The 16,324-nt window shown below is 36.2% G+C and carries 19 protein-coding genes; 10 read left to right on the top strand and 9 right to left on the bottom strand.

Annotated features, from left to right (window positions below):
* Nucleotides 1-61 precede the first annotated feature (61 nt).
* On the top strand, nucleotides 62-466 hold the full coding sequence (locus SUSAZ_01585) for an esterase (protein ID AHC50811.1): 405 nt from the start codon (nucleotides 62-64) through the stop codon (nucleotides 464-466).
* Here the strand turns inward: SUSAZ_01585 and SUSAZ_01580 are convergent.
* The 5 genes from SUSAZ_01580 to SUSAZ_01560 all read right to left on the bottom strand — a co-directional run bounded on the left by SUSAZ_01580 (nucleotide 454) and on the right by SUSAZ_01560 (nucleotide 3,664).
* On the bottom strand, nucleotides 454-1,266 hold the full coding sequence (locus SUSAZ_01580; protein AHC50810.1) for a citryl-CoA lyase: 813 nt from the start codon (nucleotides 1,264-1,266) through the stop codon (nucleotides 454-456). The two genes, SUSAZ_01585 and SUSAZ_01580, sit on opposite strands and share 13 nt — an antisense overlap.
* Before the next feature lie 144 nt (nucleotides 1,267-1,410).
* The gene (locus SUSAZ_01575; protein AHC50809.1) at nucleotides 1,411-1,632 is read right to left on the bottom strand and encodes a membrane protein; all 222 of its coding nucleotides are present in this window, start codon (nucleotides 1,630-1,632) and stop codon (nucleotides 1,411-1,413) included.
* A gap of 152 nt (nucleotides 1,633-1,784) precedes the next feature.
* Complete coding sequence (locus tag SUSAZ_01570; protein ID AHC50808.1) at nucleotides 1,785-2,582, bottom strand: ligase; 798 nt, start codon at nucleotides 2,580-2,582, stop codon at nucleotides 1,785-1,787.
* A complete protein-coding gene (locus SUSAZ_01565; protein AHC50807.1) occupies nucleotides 2,554-3,342 on the bottom strand; it encodes a lipoyl synthase in 789 nt (262 codons plus the stop codon). Before SUSAZ_01565 ends, SUSAZ_01570 begins: the two co-directional genes overlap by 29 nt.
* 43 nt (nucleotides 3,343-3,385) lie before the next feature.
* Nucleotides 3,386-3,664: a biotin attachment protein gene (locus SUSAZ_01560; GenBank protein ID AHC50806.1), complete on the bottom strand. Its 279-nt coding sequence runs from the start codon at nucleotides 3,662-3,664 to the stop codon at nucleotides 3,386-3,388.
* A 35-nt stretch (nucleotides 3,665-3,699) separates the two neighbouring features.
* Between SUSAZ_01560 and SUSAZ_01555 the strand changes: the two genes are divergently transcribed.
* The 5 genes from SUSAZ_01555 to SUSAZ_01535 all read left to right on the top strand — a co-directional run bounded on the left by SUSAZ_01555 (nucleotide 3,700) and on the right by SUSAZ_01535 (nucleotide 9,139).
* Nucleotides 3,700-4,449: a ligase gene (locus SUSAZ_01555; GenBank protein ID AHC50805.1), complete on the top strand. Its 750-nt coding sequence runs from the start codon at nucleotides 3,700-3,702 to the stop codon at nucleotides 4,447-4,449.
* A 122-nt stretch (nucleotides 4,450-4,571) separates the two neighbouring features.
* Nucleotides 4,572-6,569 (top strand): 3-hydroxypropionyl-CoA synthetase, encoded by a 1,998-nt coding sequence (locus SUSAZ_01550; GenBank protein ID AHC50804.1) that lies wholly within the window; start codon nucleotides 4,572-4,574, stop codon nucleotides 6,567-6,569.
* Between the two features lie 151 nt (nucleotides 6,570-6,720).
* Nucleotides 6,721-8,121: a Selenium-binding protein 1 gene (locus tag SUSAZ_01545; protein AHC50803.1), complete on the top strand. Its 1,401-nt coding sequence runs from the start codon at nucleotides 6,721-6,723 to the stop codon at nucleotides 8,119-8,121.
* Entirely contained in the window at nucleotides 8,090-8,644 is a 555-nt protein-coding gene (locus tag SUSAZ_01540; protein AHC50802.1) for a hypothetical protein, read from the top strand. The genes SUSAZ_01545 and SUSAZ_01540 overlap by 32 nt, the downstream gene beginning before the upstream one ends.
* A gap of 183 nt (nucleotides 8,645-8,827) precedes the next feature.
* Nucleotides 8,828-9,139 carry a muconolactone delta-isomerase gene (locus SUSAZ_01535; GenBank protein AHC50801.1) on the top strand — a complete coding sequence of 104 codons (312 nt, stop codon included), beginning with the start codon at nucleotides 8,828-8,830 and terminating at the stop codon, nucleotides 9,137-9,139.
* 10 nt (nucleotides 9,140-9,149) lie between these two features.
* Here SUSAZ_01535 and SUSAZ_01530 read toward each other — a convergent pair whose 3' ends face one another.
* On the bottom strand, nucleotides 9,150-9,770 hold the full coding sequence (locus SUSAZ_01530; GenBank protein AHC50800.1) for a haloacetate dehalogenase: 621 nt from the start codon (nucleotides 9,768-9,770) through the stop codon (nucleotides 9,150-9,152).
* A gap of 389 nt (nucleotides 9,771-10,159) precedes the next feature.
* Between SUSAZ_01530 and SUSAZ_01525 the strand changes: the two genes are divergently transcribed.
* Nucleotides 10,160-10,771, top strand: a complete 612-nt coding sequence (locus SUSAZ_01525) for a hypothetical protein (GenBank protein AHC50799.1) — start codon at nucleotides 10,160-10,162, stop codon at nucleotides 10,769-10,771.
* A 63-nt stretch (nucleotides 10,772-10,834) separates the two neighbouring features.
* On the opposite strand, the gene SUSAZ_01520 is transcribed toward SUSAZ_01525, so the two are convergent.
* On the bottom strand, nucleotides 10,835-11,362 hold the full coding sequence (locus SUSAZ_01520) for a nicotinamide-nucleotide adenylyltransferase (GenBank protein ID AHC50798.1): 528 nt from the start codon (nucleotides 11,360-11,362) through the stop codon (nucleotides 10,835-10,837).
* A complete protein-coding gene (locus SUSAZ_01515) occupies nucleotides 11,359-12,681 on the bottom strand; it encodes an FAD-linked oxidase (protein AHC50797.1) in 1,323 nt (440 codons plus the stop codon). The genes SUSAZ_01520 and SUSAZ_01515 overlap by 4 nt, the downstream gene beginning before the upstream one ends.
* A gap of 182 nt (nucleotides 12,682-12,863) precedes the next feature.
* Here SUSAZ_01515 and SUSAZ_01510 point away from each other — a divergent pair, with 182 nt between their 5' ends.
* Nucleotides 12,864-13,706 carry a hypothetical protein gene (locus SUSAZ_01510; GenBank protein ID AHC52413.1) on the top strand — a complete coding sequence of 281 codons (843 nt, stop codon included), beginning with the start codon at nucleotides 12,864-12,866 and terminating at the stop codon, nucleotides 13,704-13,706.
* 31 nt (nucleotides 13,707-13,737) lie between these two features.
* Here SUSAZ_01510 and SUSAZ_01505 read toward each other — a convergent pair whose 3' ends face one another.
* Nucleotides 13,738-14,046 (bottom strand): hypothetical protein, encoded by a 309-nt coding sequence (locus SUSAZ_01505; GenBank protein ID AHC52412.1) that lies wholly within the window; start codon nucleotides 14,044-14,046, stop codon nucleotides 13,738-13,740.
* Between the two features lie 284 nt (nucleotides 14,047-14,330).
* Here SUSAZ_01505 and SUSAZ_01500 point away from each other — a divergent pair, with 284 nt between their 5' ends.
* Nucleotides 14,331-15,350, top strand: coding sequence for a cofactor biosynthesis protein (locus SUSAZ_01500; GenBank protein ID AHC50796.1), 1,020 nt, complete (start codon nucleotides 14,331-14,333; stop codon nucleotides 15,348-15,350).
* Between the two features lie 506 nt (nucleotides 15,351-15,856).
* Entirely contained in the window at nucleotides 15,857-16,102 is a 246-nt protein-coding gene (locus SUSAZ_01495) for a hypothetical protein (GenBank protein ID AHC52411.1), read from the top strand.
* Nucleotides 16,103-16,324 lie beyond the last annotated feature (222 nt).

Raw genomic sequence — 16,324 nt, 5'->3', positions numbered from 1 at the left:
GCTATGATATTCGTGCAATCTAATTTCAGATTTATATTCTTTAGCTACGAAAAGATATCGTATGCTCATATCATCAGAGGAACTAAATGAGAGATTAAAACAAGAAGAAGTATTTAATTTTATAGGAATAAGATTCGAAAAAGTTGAGAATGGTTATTCACTCCTCAAATTCGATTTTGATAAGAGACTTACTAGACTAGGAGGAATGTTGCACGGTGGTATAATGTTTTCGGCTATAGACTATGCAGGTAGTATGGCAGTGCTTTCATTGAGTGAAGTTAAGGATGAAGTCACTGCAGAGCTAAAAATCAACTTCCTCAAACCAATGAATAAAGGTCCATTTACAGTAGAGGCTAAAGTAGTAAATAAGGGAAACAAATTGGTTACTGTGCAGATTTATGCTTACGATGGAGACAAAGAACTCTGTGCTGTGGGCTTAGGAACATGGTCTATTTATAGGTTCTGAAACTCAAGTATTCTCTTTGCTATCTTATAATGTACATAGTCCACCAGTTTATCATCAAGCCTTATTGTTCCCCTTCCCTCTCTCTTTGCATTATCATAAGCCTCAATGACCCTCCTAGCCCACTCTATCTCTTCTGCAGTTGGGGAGAACACCTGGTTAGCTATTTCGACTTGTGTGGGGTGAATTACTTGTTTGCCTACGAAACCCAGTTTTTTTGCCTCCTCGCATTCTCTCCTGAAACCGTCTACATTCTTTAGATCAAAATACACCTTATCTATAGGATCGACATCGTAAGCCTTAGCGGTGGTCACAACATAAGTTTTAACAAACTCATTTTTCTCGTAAAAGTTATAATCTCCCCCTACCGAGAGTGATAAATCTGCGATACCGTAGCTTACGCCTACAACTCCCTCAGATCTAACTATATCCTCTACTTTTATCAAACCCTTTCCTGTCTCTATCAGGGGAATTAAATCTTTTCCTGTAGCTTTATGCAGGAATGATAAGTCACCCTCAGCTTTAGGAACAACTATGCAAGAGATCTTGTCTAACTTAGAAATGGTAACAATGTCCCTATATGCGTCTACTAGTTGAAGCGAATTCATCCTGACACATAACTCCTTATTTCTCCATTCCAGTTCATTGATCAGCTTTACCAGTAACTCTCTAGCCTTTTCTTTATCTTCTGGTGGTACTGCATCCTCGAGATCAAATACTATGGAGTCAGCTTTGAGCTCGATGGATTTTCTTATCATCTTTTCAGATATTGAAGGCACATATAACTGAGATCTTCTAATCATATTCATAATAACCACTGATAGTGTTAAAAACTTTATAATTTAAAGGAGATATTAAAGATACAGCTTACAAAATGATGAAAGCCTCGCCATTTATGGTGTGGAGGAAGTCAGAGATGGAATTTAGTATCGAATACGAGAACTCAATCAGAAATTATTATATGAGTTATCTTCGTTCTCCTCATTTTCTGAGTCTTTTTTCTCAATGTACTTCATGAAGAAGTAAATAGACAAGATCCAGACTGTTGCAATAACGATAAGAACACTTCCTATGGCATACTGTCCTACTACATCCAGAGCTATACCTAGCCCTTCTAAAAAGATCACACCAGCTAGCCCAAATAGCAATTGATCAAAGTCTTCTCTCACGTGTATCTATGTGTCTTTTAAGTTAAAAAATAATTTTTTGTAAACATCATAAGAGAAAATATCTAACATGTTTAAAGTAGTATTATCTTCACTTACCACGAGGTGACAAAGGACTCTCATTACTCCTGTGGGATCTTAGAGAACTAGAAGGTTCAAAATTGTTCTAGAGAGCCCTTAAGATTCCATAAATCGTTAGAATATTTTTTCTGATATAGCTCTAGTGATAGTTGGACTTCTTCAGGAGTTAAGCTTCCTATAAAAGTTTCATCCCCTAACTCTTTCGAAAAACCTTTAACTAAGCTGTCAATTATTTTCTCTAATTTTACGTCCGTGAACTCATATAAGCCTGCTATCCTATTTCTGAGCATTTCATGGTCATATCCTGGCGCATTAATAACCCTTAGCCAAACCTCAGGTTCAAATCTAAGCAGAAGTGTACCGTGTTGTAGAAGTGCCCTATCGTTCCTAACTTGAGCTGATCCAGAGATCTTCTTTCCTCCTAGGATTACGTCGCTGGACCCTCTTCTCAAGTAGCAGAGATCGTGTTTCTCCTTATCTCCAAAATCCTTTACCTTAGCACTAGAACCTATTGTTTGTAGAGCATCAATTATACCTCTGGCTATGGATGAGGCAGATTCATCCACAGGGATTTTAGCTAATGGGTTATCTAGTGATAATACAACACTATAGGTTATCTCGTTATTTTCGGGATGTAAAAGTGCTCCTCCTCCTGTAGGTCTTCTCACTAGCTTAAACCCTAACCTCTTTATTTCTTCTATATTTACTGCCCTTTGAGCGTCTTGTGATCTCCCTATACTCACACCTGAGGGAGACCACATGTAAATTCTCAGTGTGTCATATTTTACATATGGTCTGAGACCCATTATGGCTTCGTCAATTGCCATATTATAATGCGGATCCCTAGGACCGTCTATTATTACTCTTAACATTTGCCATCGCCCTCAAATAAGCCTCTTTTGCCCTGTAGGAAGTTCTAGCGTGAGGTAGTGCAACGACATATGAAAAACCTAAAGAATAAGCTATTTTTTCAAGTTCCTTGTATTCCTCCATGTTATAACGTTTCTTAACTTCCAGTTGTTTAATACTGGGTCTCATGTACTGGGAGAGGACTAAAATATCCACACCGACATTTCTCAAATCCTTCATGGTTTCAACTACTTCCTCTAAGCTCTCCCCAAGACCTAAAAGAATAGAGGATTTTTTGACAACGTTTTTAGCGTAACTAATTACTCTCAAACTCTGTTCATATGATGCCCTTGCGTCCCTCACTAATGGAGTCAGTCTTCTTACTGTTTCCACGTTGTGGGCAAACACATCTACGCCGGATTCTATTACTTTCTCTACTAATTCTTTATTTCCCATAAAATCTGGTGTAAGGATCTCAACTATGACGTCAGGATTCATCTCTTTAACGGCTTTAACAACTCGAGAAAAATGAGCAGCTCCCCCATCTACTAAATCATCCCTGTCAACACTGGTTATAACAACATAGTCTAAACCCATTTCCCTTACTGCCTCTGCTACCTTTATTGGCTCCTCATGGTCTAGTAGGACTGGTTTACCCTTTTTTACATAACAAAACCTACAACCTCTTGTGCAGATATCTCCCATTATCATGAATGTAGCAGTTCCTGATCCCCAACACTCCATGATATTTGGACATAGAGCTTCCTCGCATACAGTGGATATCCCTTTCTCAGACACTATCCTGCTAAGTTTCTTGAAGTTCTCGTTAATCCTCACGACCACTTCGCTTTTCATCTGAGCTCACTTCCACTAATACTAATGTGGATCCCGGTCCTACCTTATCTCCCTGGTTGACTAACACCTTCAGAACCCTTCCCTTAACTTGGGATAAAATTTTCAGTACCACTTTTTCAATCTCCACTTCAGCAACTAGATCGTCAAAATCTACATAATTCCCCTCCCTTACATAAACCGACACTACTTCTCCGTCCCAATCTCTCCTCCTTGGCCAAATATCCTCTGGTACCTTAATCTCGTATTGCACATGATATATAAAGCATAGTTAAAATTAAAACTTAAATGAAATTACGCGTTCTGATAAGTGAGTATCCTAATGATCCTTATTTAAATGTAGCCATAGATGAGGCTCTATTCGCCTATAACAGTATAGTACTGAGATTATGGAGAAATAGTACTAGTGTAGTTTTGGGAGTACTGTCGAAGGTTAAGGATGAGGTGAATATTGAGGTAACTAATCAGTTAGGAATTCCCGTAATTCGTAGGATCACGGGAGGAGGGACAGTTTATCATGACATGGGGAATTTTAACTACACAGTAATTGTTGAAAATAAAGATGTGAAAGTAAAGGGTATAGATTTCCTTTATGGATTTCTTTTAAAGGGCACAATAAATGCTGTAGAGCATATAATAGGGGATAGGGTAGAGATTTACAATCAAACTGATATTGCTTACAAGCACTATAAGATTTCAGGAAACGCTGGTTACATATCTAATGGTAAGTATCTACTTCACGGAACACTGCTGATAAACTCAAACCTTGATTTGCTACACAAAACTCTGATTATACCACCCAAGACTCTGAGAAACAAGGAGATAAACATGATTAAGTACAGGGTTAATAATCTATCATCTCTTCTTGGAAGGGATATACGACTAGATTTAATCATTTCATCGTTTACAAAGGCTTTCGAGGAAATTTTAAATGTAGACAGTTATGTAGATGAGATAACTAAGAATGAGTCAGAATTGGCATCTGTCTTAGTTAGAGACAAATATACGAATCCTAACTATATATTTAAGATTAAATAAATATATTTAAGTCACTTTTTATAGTACGATTTTAATAATGGGAAAGAATAAAAATATTTTTAAAGATTGAGTTTACATATATAAGTAAAATTTATATTAGTCAATTAAGTATTTATAATGATATGTCCGTATCCTGGGCTCTTCCTTTTGAACAAAAAATAATACCCAAAAAAGGCGCAAATAAGCTGGTAAATATAAATACTTACAAAGAGATTCACAGTCAAACAGTTAAGGAATATAGAAATTTCTGGGCATCAGTTGCATCGGAACTGGAATGGTTTAAACCATGGGAGAAGGTACTGGATGACTCTAATCCTCCATTCTACAAATGGTTTGTAGGTGGGGAGATTAACGCCTCATACTTAACTGTAGATAGACATGCTAAAAGTTGGAGAAAGAACAAGGTTGCTATTTTATGGGAAGGAGAACCAGTTGATGAAAAGGGAAATCCTAAGGAAGTGAGGAAGCTAACTTATCATGATCTTTATAAAGAAGTTAATAGGGTAGCCTATCTCCTTAAGGAGAAATACAAGCTGAAGAAGGGTGACACTATTGCCATTTACCTACCTATGATTCCTGAACTACCTATATTCATGCTTGCAGCTGCCAGACTGGGTGTTGTATTTACAGTGATCTTTTCAGGATTTAGTGCTGATGCACTTGCAAACAGGATAAATGATGCTGAGGCAAAGCTTGTTGTAACAGCTGATGGAGGGTGGAGAAGGGGCAAAATAGTAGAATTGAAGCAAATTGTTGACAAGGCACTGGAAAAGACACCAACAGTAAAAGATGTCATAGTAGTTAGGAGAACAGGACACAAGGTAAACATGATGGAAGGAAGAGATAAGTATTTTGATGAAGTGATGAAGGATATACCGCAAAATGTTTATGTGGAGCCTGAAAGGCTAAAGTCAGAAGATCCATTATACATACTTTACACGTCAGGAACCACAGGAAAGCCTAAGGGAATAGTCCATGATATTGGAGGCTATGAAACTTTACTTCACGCCACTATGAGGTGGGTGTTTGATATAAGGGACGATGATATCTATTGGTGTACTGCAGATATTGGATGGGTCACAGGTCACTCTTATATAGTATTTGGTCCTCTAACAGAAGGCGTAACAACCGTAATGTACGAGGGAGCGTTAGACTATCCACAACCTGATAGATGGGTCTCGATAATTGAACACCACAGTGTCACAATACTATACACTTCCCCGACAGCGATCAGGTCTTTCATGAAATTTGGAGAAGAATGGGTGAAGAAACACGATACAAGCACTGTAAGGCTAATTCACTCTGTTGGAGAACCAATAAATCCAGAGGCACAGGAATGGATGTGGAAATTAGTTGGAAGAGAGGAAATACCATTTGGTTCTACATGGTGGATGACAGAAACCGGAGGAATAATGATAAGCCACTTACCAGGTCTCTATCTAATTCCAATGAAACCTGGAACTAATGGAATGCCAATAATGGGTGTTGAAGCTGATGTAGTAAATGAGGATGGGAAACCAGCTAATTTAGAGGACAGAGGATATCTAGTCATAAAGAACCCATGGCCAGGAATGCCATTAACAATATACAAAGATCCTGAGAGATATGTAAAGGTATACTGGAGCAAGTTCCCAGGTATGTTTTACGTAGGTGACTACGCAGTAAAGGATAGGGATGGGTACTTCTGGATACTAGGCAGAGCAGATGAAGTCATAAAAGTGTCTGGTCACAGATTAGGTACCTATGAGTTAGAGTCAGCGTTAATTGAACACACTGCAGTAGCAGAGGCAGCAGTAATAGGTGTACCTGATCCTATAAAGGGTGAAGTACCTTATGCATTCGTAGTGCTTAAATCTGGACAAACTCCAAGTCAACAACTAACCCAAGAGATCTTGAAGACTGTGAGGGAAAAAGTTGGTCCTATAGCTATGGTAGATAAAGTGTTCTTCGTTAGTAAATTGCCAAAGACCAGAAGCGGGAAAATAATGAGAAGAGTAGTAAAAGCAGTAGTGACTAAGGCTGAAGTAGGAGATATAACAACATTAGAGGACGAAGCGTCGGTTGACGAAGTCAAGAAAGCTTATGAAGAGTTTAAAGCTGAAGTAGGAAAATCAAGTTAAAATCTATAGCATGAATTAAGATATTTTCTCTTCTCTATATATCTAAATCATGAGTTGAAAATTTTTAGATTATCGACATCCTAACTGATGACATGAACTTTTATTGCATTAATAATGTAAGTTTATAACTTTTAGATTGATATACTTAATTATGGGATTACCTCAGGTATTTTCACCGTTTAAGAGAGACCCCACATTTTACCCATCTCCCAAAATGGCTATTAATTCGCCTCCTGAGGATCTAGCTTATGTGGCATGTCTTTACATAGGAACAAAGATCAATAGACCTGATTACATAGCAGTTGTGGATGTTAACCCAAAATCTGAAACCTATACGAAAGTAGTTGGTAAGGTTGAGCTTCCATACACGGGAGATGAACTGCACCACTTCGGCTGGAACGCATGTAGCTCCTCTCTATGTCCAAATGGAAGACCAAATGCTGAGAGAAGGTTTCTAGTGGTTCCAGGATTACGTTCTTCAAGAATTTACATAATAGACACAAAACTAGATCCTAGAAAACCAAATATCGTAAAAGTCATACAACCAGAGGAGATAAAGAAAATCACTGGTTACTCAAGGCTTCACACGGTTCATTGTGGACCTGATGCTATATATATCAGTGCACTAGGAAATGAAGTCGGTGAAGAACCTGGAGGAATATTAATGCTTGATCACTATAGTTTCGAACCCTTAGGAAAATGGGAAATTTACAGGGAAGATCAAAAACTATCATATGACTTCTGGTGGAATCTTCCCAATGAGATTATGGTGACCAGTGAATGGGCTACCCCAACGACAATCGAAGATGGTCTAAATCCTGAACATTTGAAGGAGAAATATGGCAATAGAATTCACTTTTGGGATTTAAGGAAGAGAAAAAAGATTTCGAGCTTAACTCTGGGAGAGGAAAACAGGATGGCTTTAGAACTTCGACCATTACACGATCCCACTAAATTAATGGGATTTATTAATCTAGTAGTTAGCCTTAAAGATCTCAGTAGTTCTATATGGCTTTGGTTTTTTGAAGACGGAAAGTGGCAGGCTCAAAAGGTCATCGATATACAAGCAGAGCATGCAGATGGCAATTTACCTGATATACTTAAACCTTTTAAGGCAGTCCCTCCTCTAGTAACGGATATTGACCTTAGTCTAGATGACAAGTTTCTATATGTCAGTCTATGGGGCATAGGGGAACTAAGGCAGTACGACGTAAGTAACCCATTTAAGCCCGTTCTTACCGGTAAAGTGAAGTTAGGAGGAATCCTGCACAGAGCTGATCACCCCTCAGGTAATAAACTTACAGGAGCTCCTCAGATGGTGGAAATAAGTAGAGACGGTAGAAGGATTTACGTTACTAACTCGCTTTACAGTTCTTGGGACAATCAATTTTACCCTGAGGGAGTCAAAGGATGGCTGGTCAAACTAAATGCAAACCCTGAAGGGGGACTTGATGTAGATAAGGAATTCTTTGTGGATTTTGGAGAGGCTAGAGCACATCAGACGAGGTTAAGAGGAGGAGATGCTTCCTCAGATTCTTATTGTTATCCTTAGCCTAATTGAAGGTTTAGATCCTTACAAGGGATTGCTTTTTTCATATTACTTTTACAGTTTCAAGAAAGTCAAGGAGTCCTTCATAGTTCCTCTTCTCTCTACCCTTTCCTATTATTCTTTGGGTATACTTGTAGTGTTTTTCACATTTTCTAGTCTTCAGAGTTCCAATTCAACCAAAGTCATAGTGATATTTCTCGTTGTAATTCACATTTTGATGAAGATGTTTTTAGGAAAATTGCTCCATTACACAGGAAGTATGAAAGTCTCAGTTTATAACTTGTTTAAATCTACATTTCTGAACTCCATCCTGCAGATGAATGTTATCCTCTTGATAATTTTGGCGATAATAGCGAATACATTATTCGTATTCCTTCCTGTGGGAGTATTCATAGTCAGAGAAGTCACTTACTTTATTGTGCTAAAGAAAAATAATATACTAGTACTTTTAACTAAGTTTAACTTTGATTACATTTATTCTGTGACACTGTTGATCTTAGCGTTAGCTCTATTACTTCAGACTTGAGGGTGATGGGAAGGGAAAAGGGTAAGTTTGTATCCTTAATCTTGCGCTAACTTCCTTTCCTCCCTACAGAGCGATGCTTTCTTCAGTTTATTATTTTATCCAAAATTCCTCTCTGTGCATATTCAATTATAAAATATAACTAATTATTTTTATTTTATGACATTGTTTATAATATGATGTAAAATGTTATTCCTCTTGTGGTTTAAAGTTAAGCAACCTGAAAGCATAGACCAAAAGAAGCTCATGGAAATTTGGACTAAGGAAGCAGAGGCTGCGCTTTCAGCTGTGAAGGGTGGGAAAATCAAAGGCTTATACAAGGTAAGTGGTAAAAGAGAAGTTGTAGCTATCTTAGACGTTAGCTCTCATGAGGAATTAGATGAGATACTAGAAACCCTGCCAATTACAAGGGAGTTAGGTCATTCAGTGAATGTTGACGTCTTCCCAATACACCCTTATGATAACTTCTACGAGTTAATGAAAAAGCTAACAAAATAACCTCTAGTTTTTAAGATACTAATTTTCTTTTTAGCCACTCATATAACTCATGGAAATCTTTTACTATTAAATCAGGTTGATAACCTAACGGATCTATTGACTGGTTAAATCGGTTCACAAAAATTGCACCCATTCCGGCATTTTTAGCTCCTATAATATCAAATGGATTTGATGAAACAAGATAAGCATTAGAACTTACATTCTTCATGAAGAGTTTGTAAACTAGCGGAGAGGGCTTGTAAACTTTTACTTCCTCTGCACTTACTATTCCTTTGAAGAACTTTAATAATCCATTATGTTCAAGGTGCATTGAAACTTCCTTCACTGACCCATTGCTTAAGGCATAAATATCGACTATTTCAGATATATGCTGTAAGTACTTAGCGTCAGAGTGCGATCGTAAATTATTCCACTTGTTTAACTCCTCATCGAACTTTTCTATATCACCCCTGCTTAATAGCGTACTTCGTAATGCTAGTCTAGTTATTTCTTCAAAAGTAGCAAATTTACCTAAAATAGTAAGTAACCATGTATATTCAAGTTGCTTTCTTCTAAATTCCTGAATGATAGGTGAGAGATCAAGAATTGTCCCGAAAACATCAAAAGCTAAAACGAAATTTAACTTCTTCATATTTTCTTATTGGTTTTTTACATTTAAATGTTTACATAATAATAAAATCCAAAACTGTCTATACTGATCTTCCTATGAATTTGGTTATCAGAAACTTCTAAATATCTCATTGAGTTAGGTCTCCTAAATATTGTCATTATATTTTTCCACCTATCGTGGTGAAAAATAGATATTTTCACACATAACATTTATAAGTTGACAGGAATATAATTGATAAGATTGAAATAAAAACGTATTATTAATATTTTATGTGTATTAGTTATTATTCTATTTATTTGCTCATTATTCCCTTTACCTGAAAAATTATCATTATAAATGTTTACAAAAGTATCTACTTAAACACATACTAGTTAAATTCTGACAATGTATAATATAACTTGGTGATTAAAATGGCATTATTCGTAGATCCATTAACGAGTCAGCTTATAGTTCTTGCGTCTACATTTCTAGTTTTAGCTTACGGATTTATAAGGACATATTTCACTGTTCACAGCTCTATTCAACAATATCGTGAATCCTTAAGATCTCTCTACATGCCATTACTTGTAATGGGATCATTCATGGCTATAACGGGATTATATGGTTTATTGGTCTGGCCATTGCCTGGAAGTTATAATATATTATTTTATGATCTCTACCCAATACTTGGTTTAGGCTTAATGGGTATAGCCTTTAGTTTAAAGAACAATTACAAACTAGAGTTATTCGGATTTTTGGCTCTAATATTAGGCTTAGTCACCATATATTACGGCGTTCAGGGCTACTTCAAAGGTTTAACTACAGAACCTATAGCGGTGTTGGGACTTTACACATTAGTTGGTTTAGCTTCGTTCTTCTTCTACCCAGTGTCCATATTTATAGATAATGCATCAAAATGGAAAATATTCTTGGTTATTGACTCTGTATTCCTGATACTCAGTGCCTTATTGGCAGGGTATATAGCACTAGAGGCAGTTCCAGCACATCTAAGTGGTTTCGCCCATTGGACGCCTTTCCTTTAAGTTATATTTTCTTTTTTCCCTTTTTAAACTAGTTTAAAATGTAAAAATGCGTTTGATCTTTTCTCAGTCCTCTGTATAATCGTTCTTTGTTACATCCCTTATCCTTTCATCGCCTTTTATATCTCTTATAAATTGACTAACGCTCTTTGGAACGCATTCCATCCATTTTAGATCATTTTCCATTATCAGCTTCCTTATTCTAGTAGCGTTGTATATATCCCTGTTAAACATAGGCACTCTTTCTACCATATACCCAGCCTCCTTAGCCACTGTGTAAACTAGAGGATTTCCACTTATTATTACATCAAAGTGAGGAGAATACATCTCCACTATTCTTATCCAATTTTTACTTGTAAAGGACTCCATCACAGGAAATATTACAACTTTCCTTAAATCGATCCCCGTTTCGGCTAGACTTTCCTTAACCATAACTAATCTCTCTCCAGCTGTAAATGGGTTGTAGGGTGAATGGCTTTCTTGACCACTTCCTATCATAATTATTAATTCCTCATACCTATCCAGCAACCATTTGACTACTTGTAGGTGACCTAAGTGGAATGGTTGAAATCTTCCTGGGAATAATGCTCTCATTTATTTTCACTCAATTTATATGCTAGTTCTACATATTTGTTAGGGTTCATAATATCGTAAGGGTCAAACAGGTCTTTAATCCTCTTCATTAGCTCTAGTACCTCCTTACCGTTGTGGCAGATTATTTGATCACCAAGTAGTTTCGCTTTTTGTATTCCAATTCCGTGCTCTCCAGATACAGATCCCCCTAACTCTATTGCAACTTTAGCTACTTCCTCAAACACTTTCTCCCCTACTTTTGGATCGTCATAAATAACATTAGGGTGGAGATTTCCGTCTCCTATATGGGCAATGGTTGGCATCTTAACGTTGTATGTTCTCTCTATTTCCCTTAATCTCCTTATTGCCTCTACAAGTCTAGATACTGGAACCACTATATCCTCTATGTACATTGTTTTCCCCTCAGCCTTCAATGCTATAGCAGCTTGTGCTCTCAGTGAGTATATTCTTTCAGCCTCTTCTCCTTCAGCAACTACATATTTTTTGTTACCAAGTATTTTCTTTAATTCCTCCAAATAGTCTTCCTCCACGGATATAATTAAAGCTCCCCCATCCCTTACTTCTTCAAGACCTGCATTGAGATGTTTATTCAGCGCATTAATTACCTGATAATCTACGAATTCGGCTAGCTCAGGCATTATCTTATTTTTCCTAAGACTTACTATTACTTCAGCAGTATCCTCTAGGCTGTCGGTGTATGCTAAAATTGTATACTTTTTCCTTCTAGGTAATGGTATTATTTTGAACCATATCTCTGTTATTATTCCTAATGTTCCTTCACTCCCCACGAATAAGTGTACTAGATCGTATCCTCCCCTATTCTTAGTGAATGGTTCTCCAATTTTCACCGCTTTACCATTGGGAAGAACTACCTTTAGTGCTAAAACCCAGTCCTTAAATGTGCCGTATTTTACTCCTCTCATCCCCCCCGATGAGTTTGCTGTCGCACCGCCTACACTACATAGGAAGAAACTAGCTGGGTCTGGGGGGAGAAAGAACCCTCTCTTCTCTAACTCTTTATCTAGCCTCTCTAGGTTCACTCCTGCCTGTACTCTCGCATACCAGTCTATTTCATTTATCTCTATGATGTTATCCATGTATTTCATATCGAGCAAGATACATCCATCGCATATTAAATGACCTGAAAGACTTGTACCTGCACCCCATGTAACTATTGGAGTTTTAGTCTCCCTAGCATAATTAACTATTTTCACAACATCTTCTTCAGTTCTTGGATATACTATCATCTTTGGTCTTATTTTGAATCCTACGAAATCTTCTCTTTCAACTCGTTCCTCATACTCAATACCTTGAATCACACTTATTTATCTCCCCTCTGAATTATATTCTTTATCAGAAAAAATATTCATTACTACTTCTTTAATTCTTTTAGTATATTTACAAAACAACATCTCCAAAGCTTAATAATACAACCTATTATTTGCCATAAACGAATATATCGTAAAAAGGTTTTTATTAGAACAATAGTAAACCTATGGTAATGATTAGTAAACCAATTGTAGGAATAATAGGTGCAATACTTGTAATTGCTGTAGTAGCTGGAGTAATGCTCATTCACTCCCAATCACCTTCCAATGATCAGTCTAATGCCAGTCAAGTTACCTATAAGGTTCTGGGGACAATATACGTGTATAACGTCAGTTATCTCTCAAATTACTTTATGAACCCTAACATTACTAAGTATATAAATACATTCGGATCAGGAGTATTTTATGCTATTTCAGTAAACCAGAGCAAAGGAGTAATGGGTTATATACAAGTTAAGGGACCACTTGCCAGTATGATATTTCAATATATAAATAAGACTCTTGTTAAACACGGTTTCCAACAAGGTTCATACGGTTCCCTCATCTACGACTATAAGACAAAGACTGCTGTTGGCTTCGATGGAAAATATATATATATGGTACATACTAACTCTACTAACTCTACTATTAACGTGAACTTATTAATATCACTGTATAACTCAAATAAACAGTTACCTACAACTACTGAAAAAGGCTTGATTATAAGCGGAAACTTACCAAAGCTGAATTTTACAGGTAAATTGATTAATAATCAGGTAATATTGAACTTTAACTACACAGGTAATAACTTCGATAAATTGACTAAATTATTGAAACGGTTCTTGTTTGAAACAGACAATTTAACCATAACAGGCAACTTCGTGTATAAGAACTCAACTTTTGTAATATATTCCTTAAACGTAAACAACACTACATATGCTCTGCTAGGAGCCGAGGATCATAATGACATGATCTCAGGAGTCATTATAGTATCAAATTCTACTGTTAGTGTGAATGAAATCTATTCATACCTGTAATAAAGAGAAAAATTTTTTATTTAAAATTTCTTTAAATCATCCCTAAAAAAGATAATATAATCAAATTTATCACAAAATAACCACACAGGGAAATTACACAAGATATTAGGACTGAGGACAGTCTTAGACTGAACTTGAATTTTTTGGTGAGGAAGTATGCTACAAATGAACCAATAATAACGGGCAATACGAATCTGGTTAAAGGGCTTATTAGTAACATTATTGGTCCATATAATAATGCATAAAGGTCGAGAGAGAGAAAGAAGAAAAGCGTTGTAACACCACTCAAAGCACCTAATACTAATGCGTATTTGCTCTTATCATTGTTGCTATAGTTCATTGCACCATATCTTGTTACTTCTACTTTATAAAGATTGTGGCGAGTTTAGGCTATCATGGTAATATTTTTATAAAATAGCTCAACAAAGTTAATAACTTCAATCAACTGGATCTACTTGTTTAAACTCTTAAATTAAGATAGATAAGCTCGAAATACAGAAATATATATGTTATAAACCGATTAGTTAGTTATATTTAATTTTTACAAATATTTGCATTATTCTTGTAGATGATTTTTCAAATGTTATGAAATGATTTATTAATAACCTAACAGAAGTTCTAATAATGTCAAAACTTAAGCCCATGACATTAGGAAATATTAAGAGGGCTTTCTTAGGCAGGGGAGTGAAAAAGTTACCTTTGATAGGAGGTCATAAATTACTCTACACCTGTAACCTTAGATGCAAAATGTGTCCCTTCTGGAGAAGAAAAGATGAAAAACTATTATCACTGGAGGAAGAAGTCCTTATGTTAAAGACCTTAGAGAAGTCAGGAGTTCTATTTATGGGATTTGAAGGAGGTGAACCATTACTGAGGAGAGATTTGGACCAGATATTGGAGGAATCTTACAGTAGATTCTATACTTCCTTAGTAACTAACGGTTGGTTGTTAAGGGACAGGGTAAAGTACATCTCAGAATATTTAGATTATCTGTTTGTATCTATTGACGGTATAGGAGAAGCACATGATAAAATAAGAGGTATACCAGGTTCTTTCGATAGAGCTGTTGAGGGCATTAAAGAAGCTGTAAAATATCTTCCAGTCTCATTAAGCTTTACCATAACTAGAGAGAACTACGATCAAGTTTTAGATGTACTGGAGTTGTCAAGAAAATTAGGTGTAACAGTAAGCGTACAGGTAGAATACGACTATTCCACTGCTGAGAAATTAAGCCCTGAAAGGAAAAAATTGCTGGAAGTATTGAATTTACTTATCGAATTGAAGAGGAGAGGCTATCCGATTGTTGAGTCTCCTGAGTACTTCCAATCCATAATAAATTCCTGGTATAAGGGAGTGAATTGGAGATGTAAGCCCTGGATGTTAATAAACATAGATCCTCAGGGAAGAATAGTTTTACCCTGTTATGTGCTTAATGAGTATAGCGGAGAAAAGTTAGTGTGGGAGACTAACATAGTTAAACTATGGAACAGTTACCCATGGGAACAATATGAAAAGTGTAACAAGTGTGCATTAGCCTGTTATTTAGAGCCTTCTCTTTTTAGTTGGACTAACTTTAATATGGTGAACGAGAGAATAGTGAACAACATTTTAGGATATGTCTCAAATTTTGTAAAGTGGAATTAAAGGTAAAATAAATCAAATTGAGTGTTAATCTCATAAGTTTCTTGATTAAACAAGATGTCGAATATAATGATTAAACAAATAGTTGTTTTCCATATTCATTGTTATTTGCGATAGTGTATGGTTGTCTATGCTTCGTCCTCCAGAATGTTGAAAATGAGTTTTTAGAGGTATTCCTTATGAAGTAAAGCTTATTAGTCAAAGCTAAGATTATTTAATTGCCGATTAATGAGGCAGGGGATGGCGTCCCCCAGGGAATGTATACCCCAAACCGCTGGATGCTTGTGAAGGCTGATGACGCCCACTTGCGATAAGGATCGTGAGTAGGTGAGGCTGGTGGATGTAACTTTAACTTTAATCATAATACTACCTTTGCTTGCAAATGTCTTCTTCTTCTCTAAGTTAAAATACGCTAGCGTAGCTAGTAGTCTGATAGAACTAGTTTTACTTATCATTACTTATTACAGGTTACCTATAGTATCAGATCTCTTTTATGCTGTGAAAATAACGTGGTATTTCTTACTTATGGTCTCTATAATATATTTATTATCCGTAATTCTCTCAAAGAGTTATCTAAAATAAGGTCTAAAAATTCATCATTAATATTTTATTATGGTCAGCTAATTGAAAAAGCCAAAAATGAAACATTAAGGCTTTCAGCTCTCATTGCGCAGTGCGAATTTTATGATAAGGAAAAAGCTATACTGCTGAGAAAATACCTCGAAGAATATTTTGATAAATATGTGCGATTATAAAGCCTGAGCGCCTTTTCACCAATTTAACTAAAAATGTTATCGATGTGTTAAACGTTAACTGCACAGTGTTTCTATAAAGGGAACGGTAATATATGATCTTTTTTCTGTAAAAGAAACAGTAAGTATCGTATAGACATGAAATCTCTTCATTTAAGCCCGTTGAGTATCTTTGTCAACCCTAAAAGCTAGTTGTTCGTTTAATAAACTATCTCTTGATGGTAG

Source organism: Sulfolobus acidocaldarius SUSAZ (assembly GCA_000508305.1).
Lineage (GTDB): Archaea > Thermoproteota > Thermoprotei_A > Sulfolobales > Sulfolobaceae > Sulfolobus > Sulfolobus acidocaldarius_A.
This window is presented reverse-complemented; position numbering and strand designations above follow the sequence as displayed.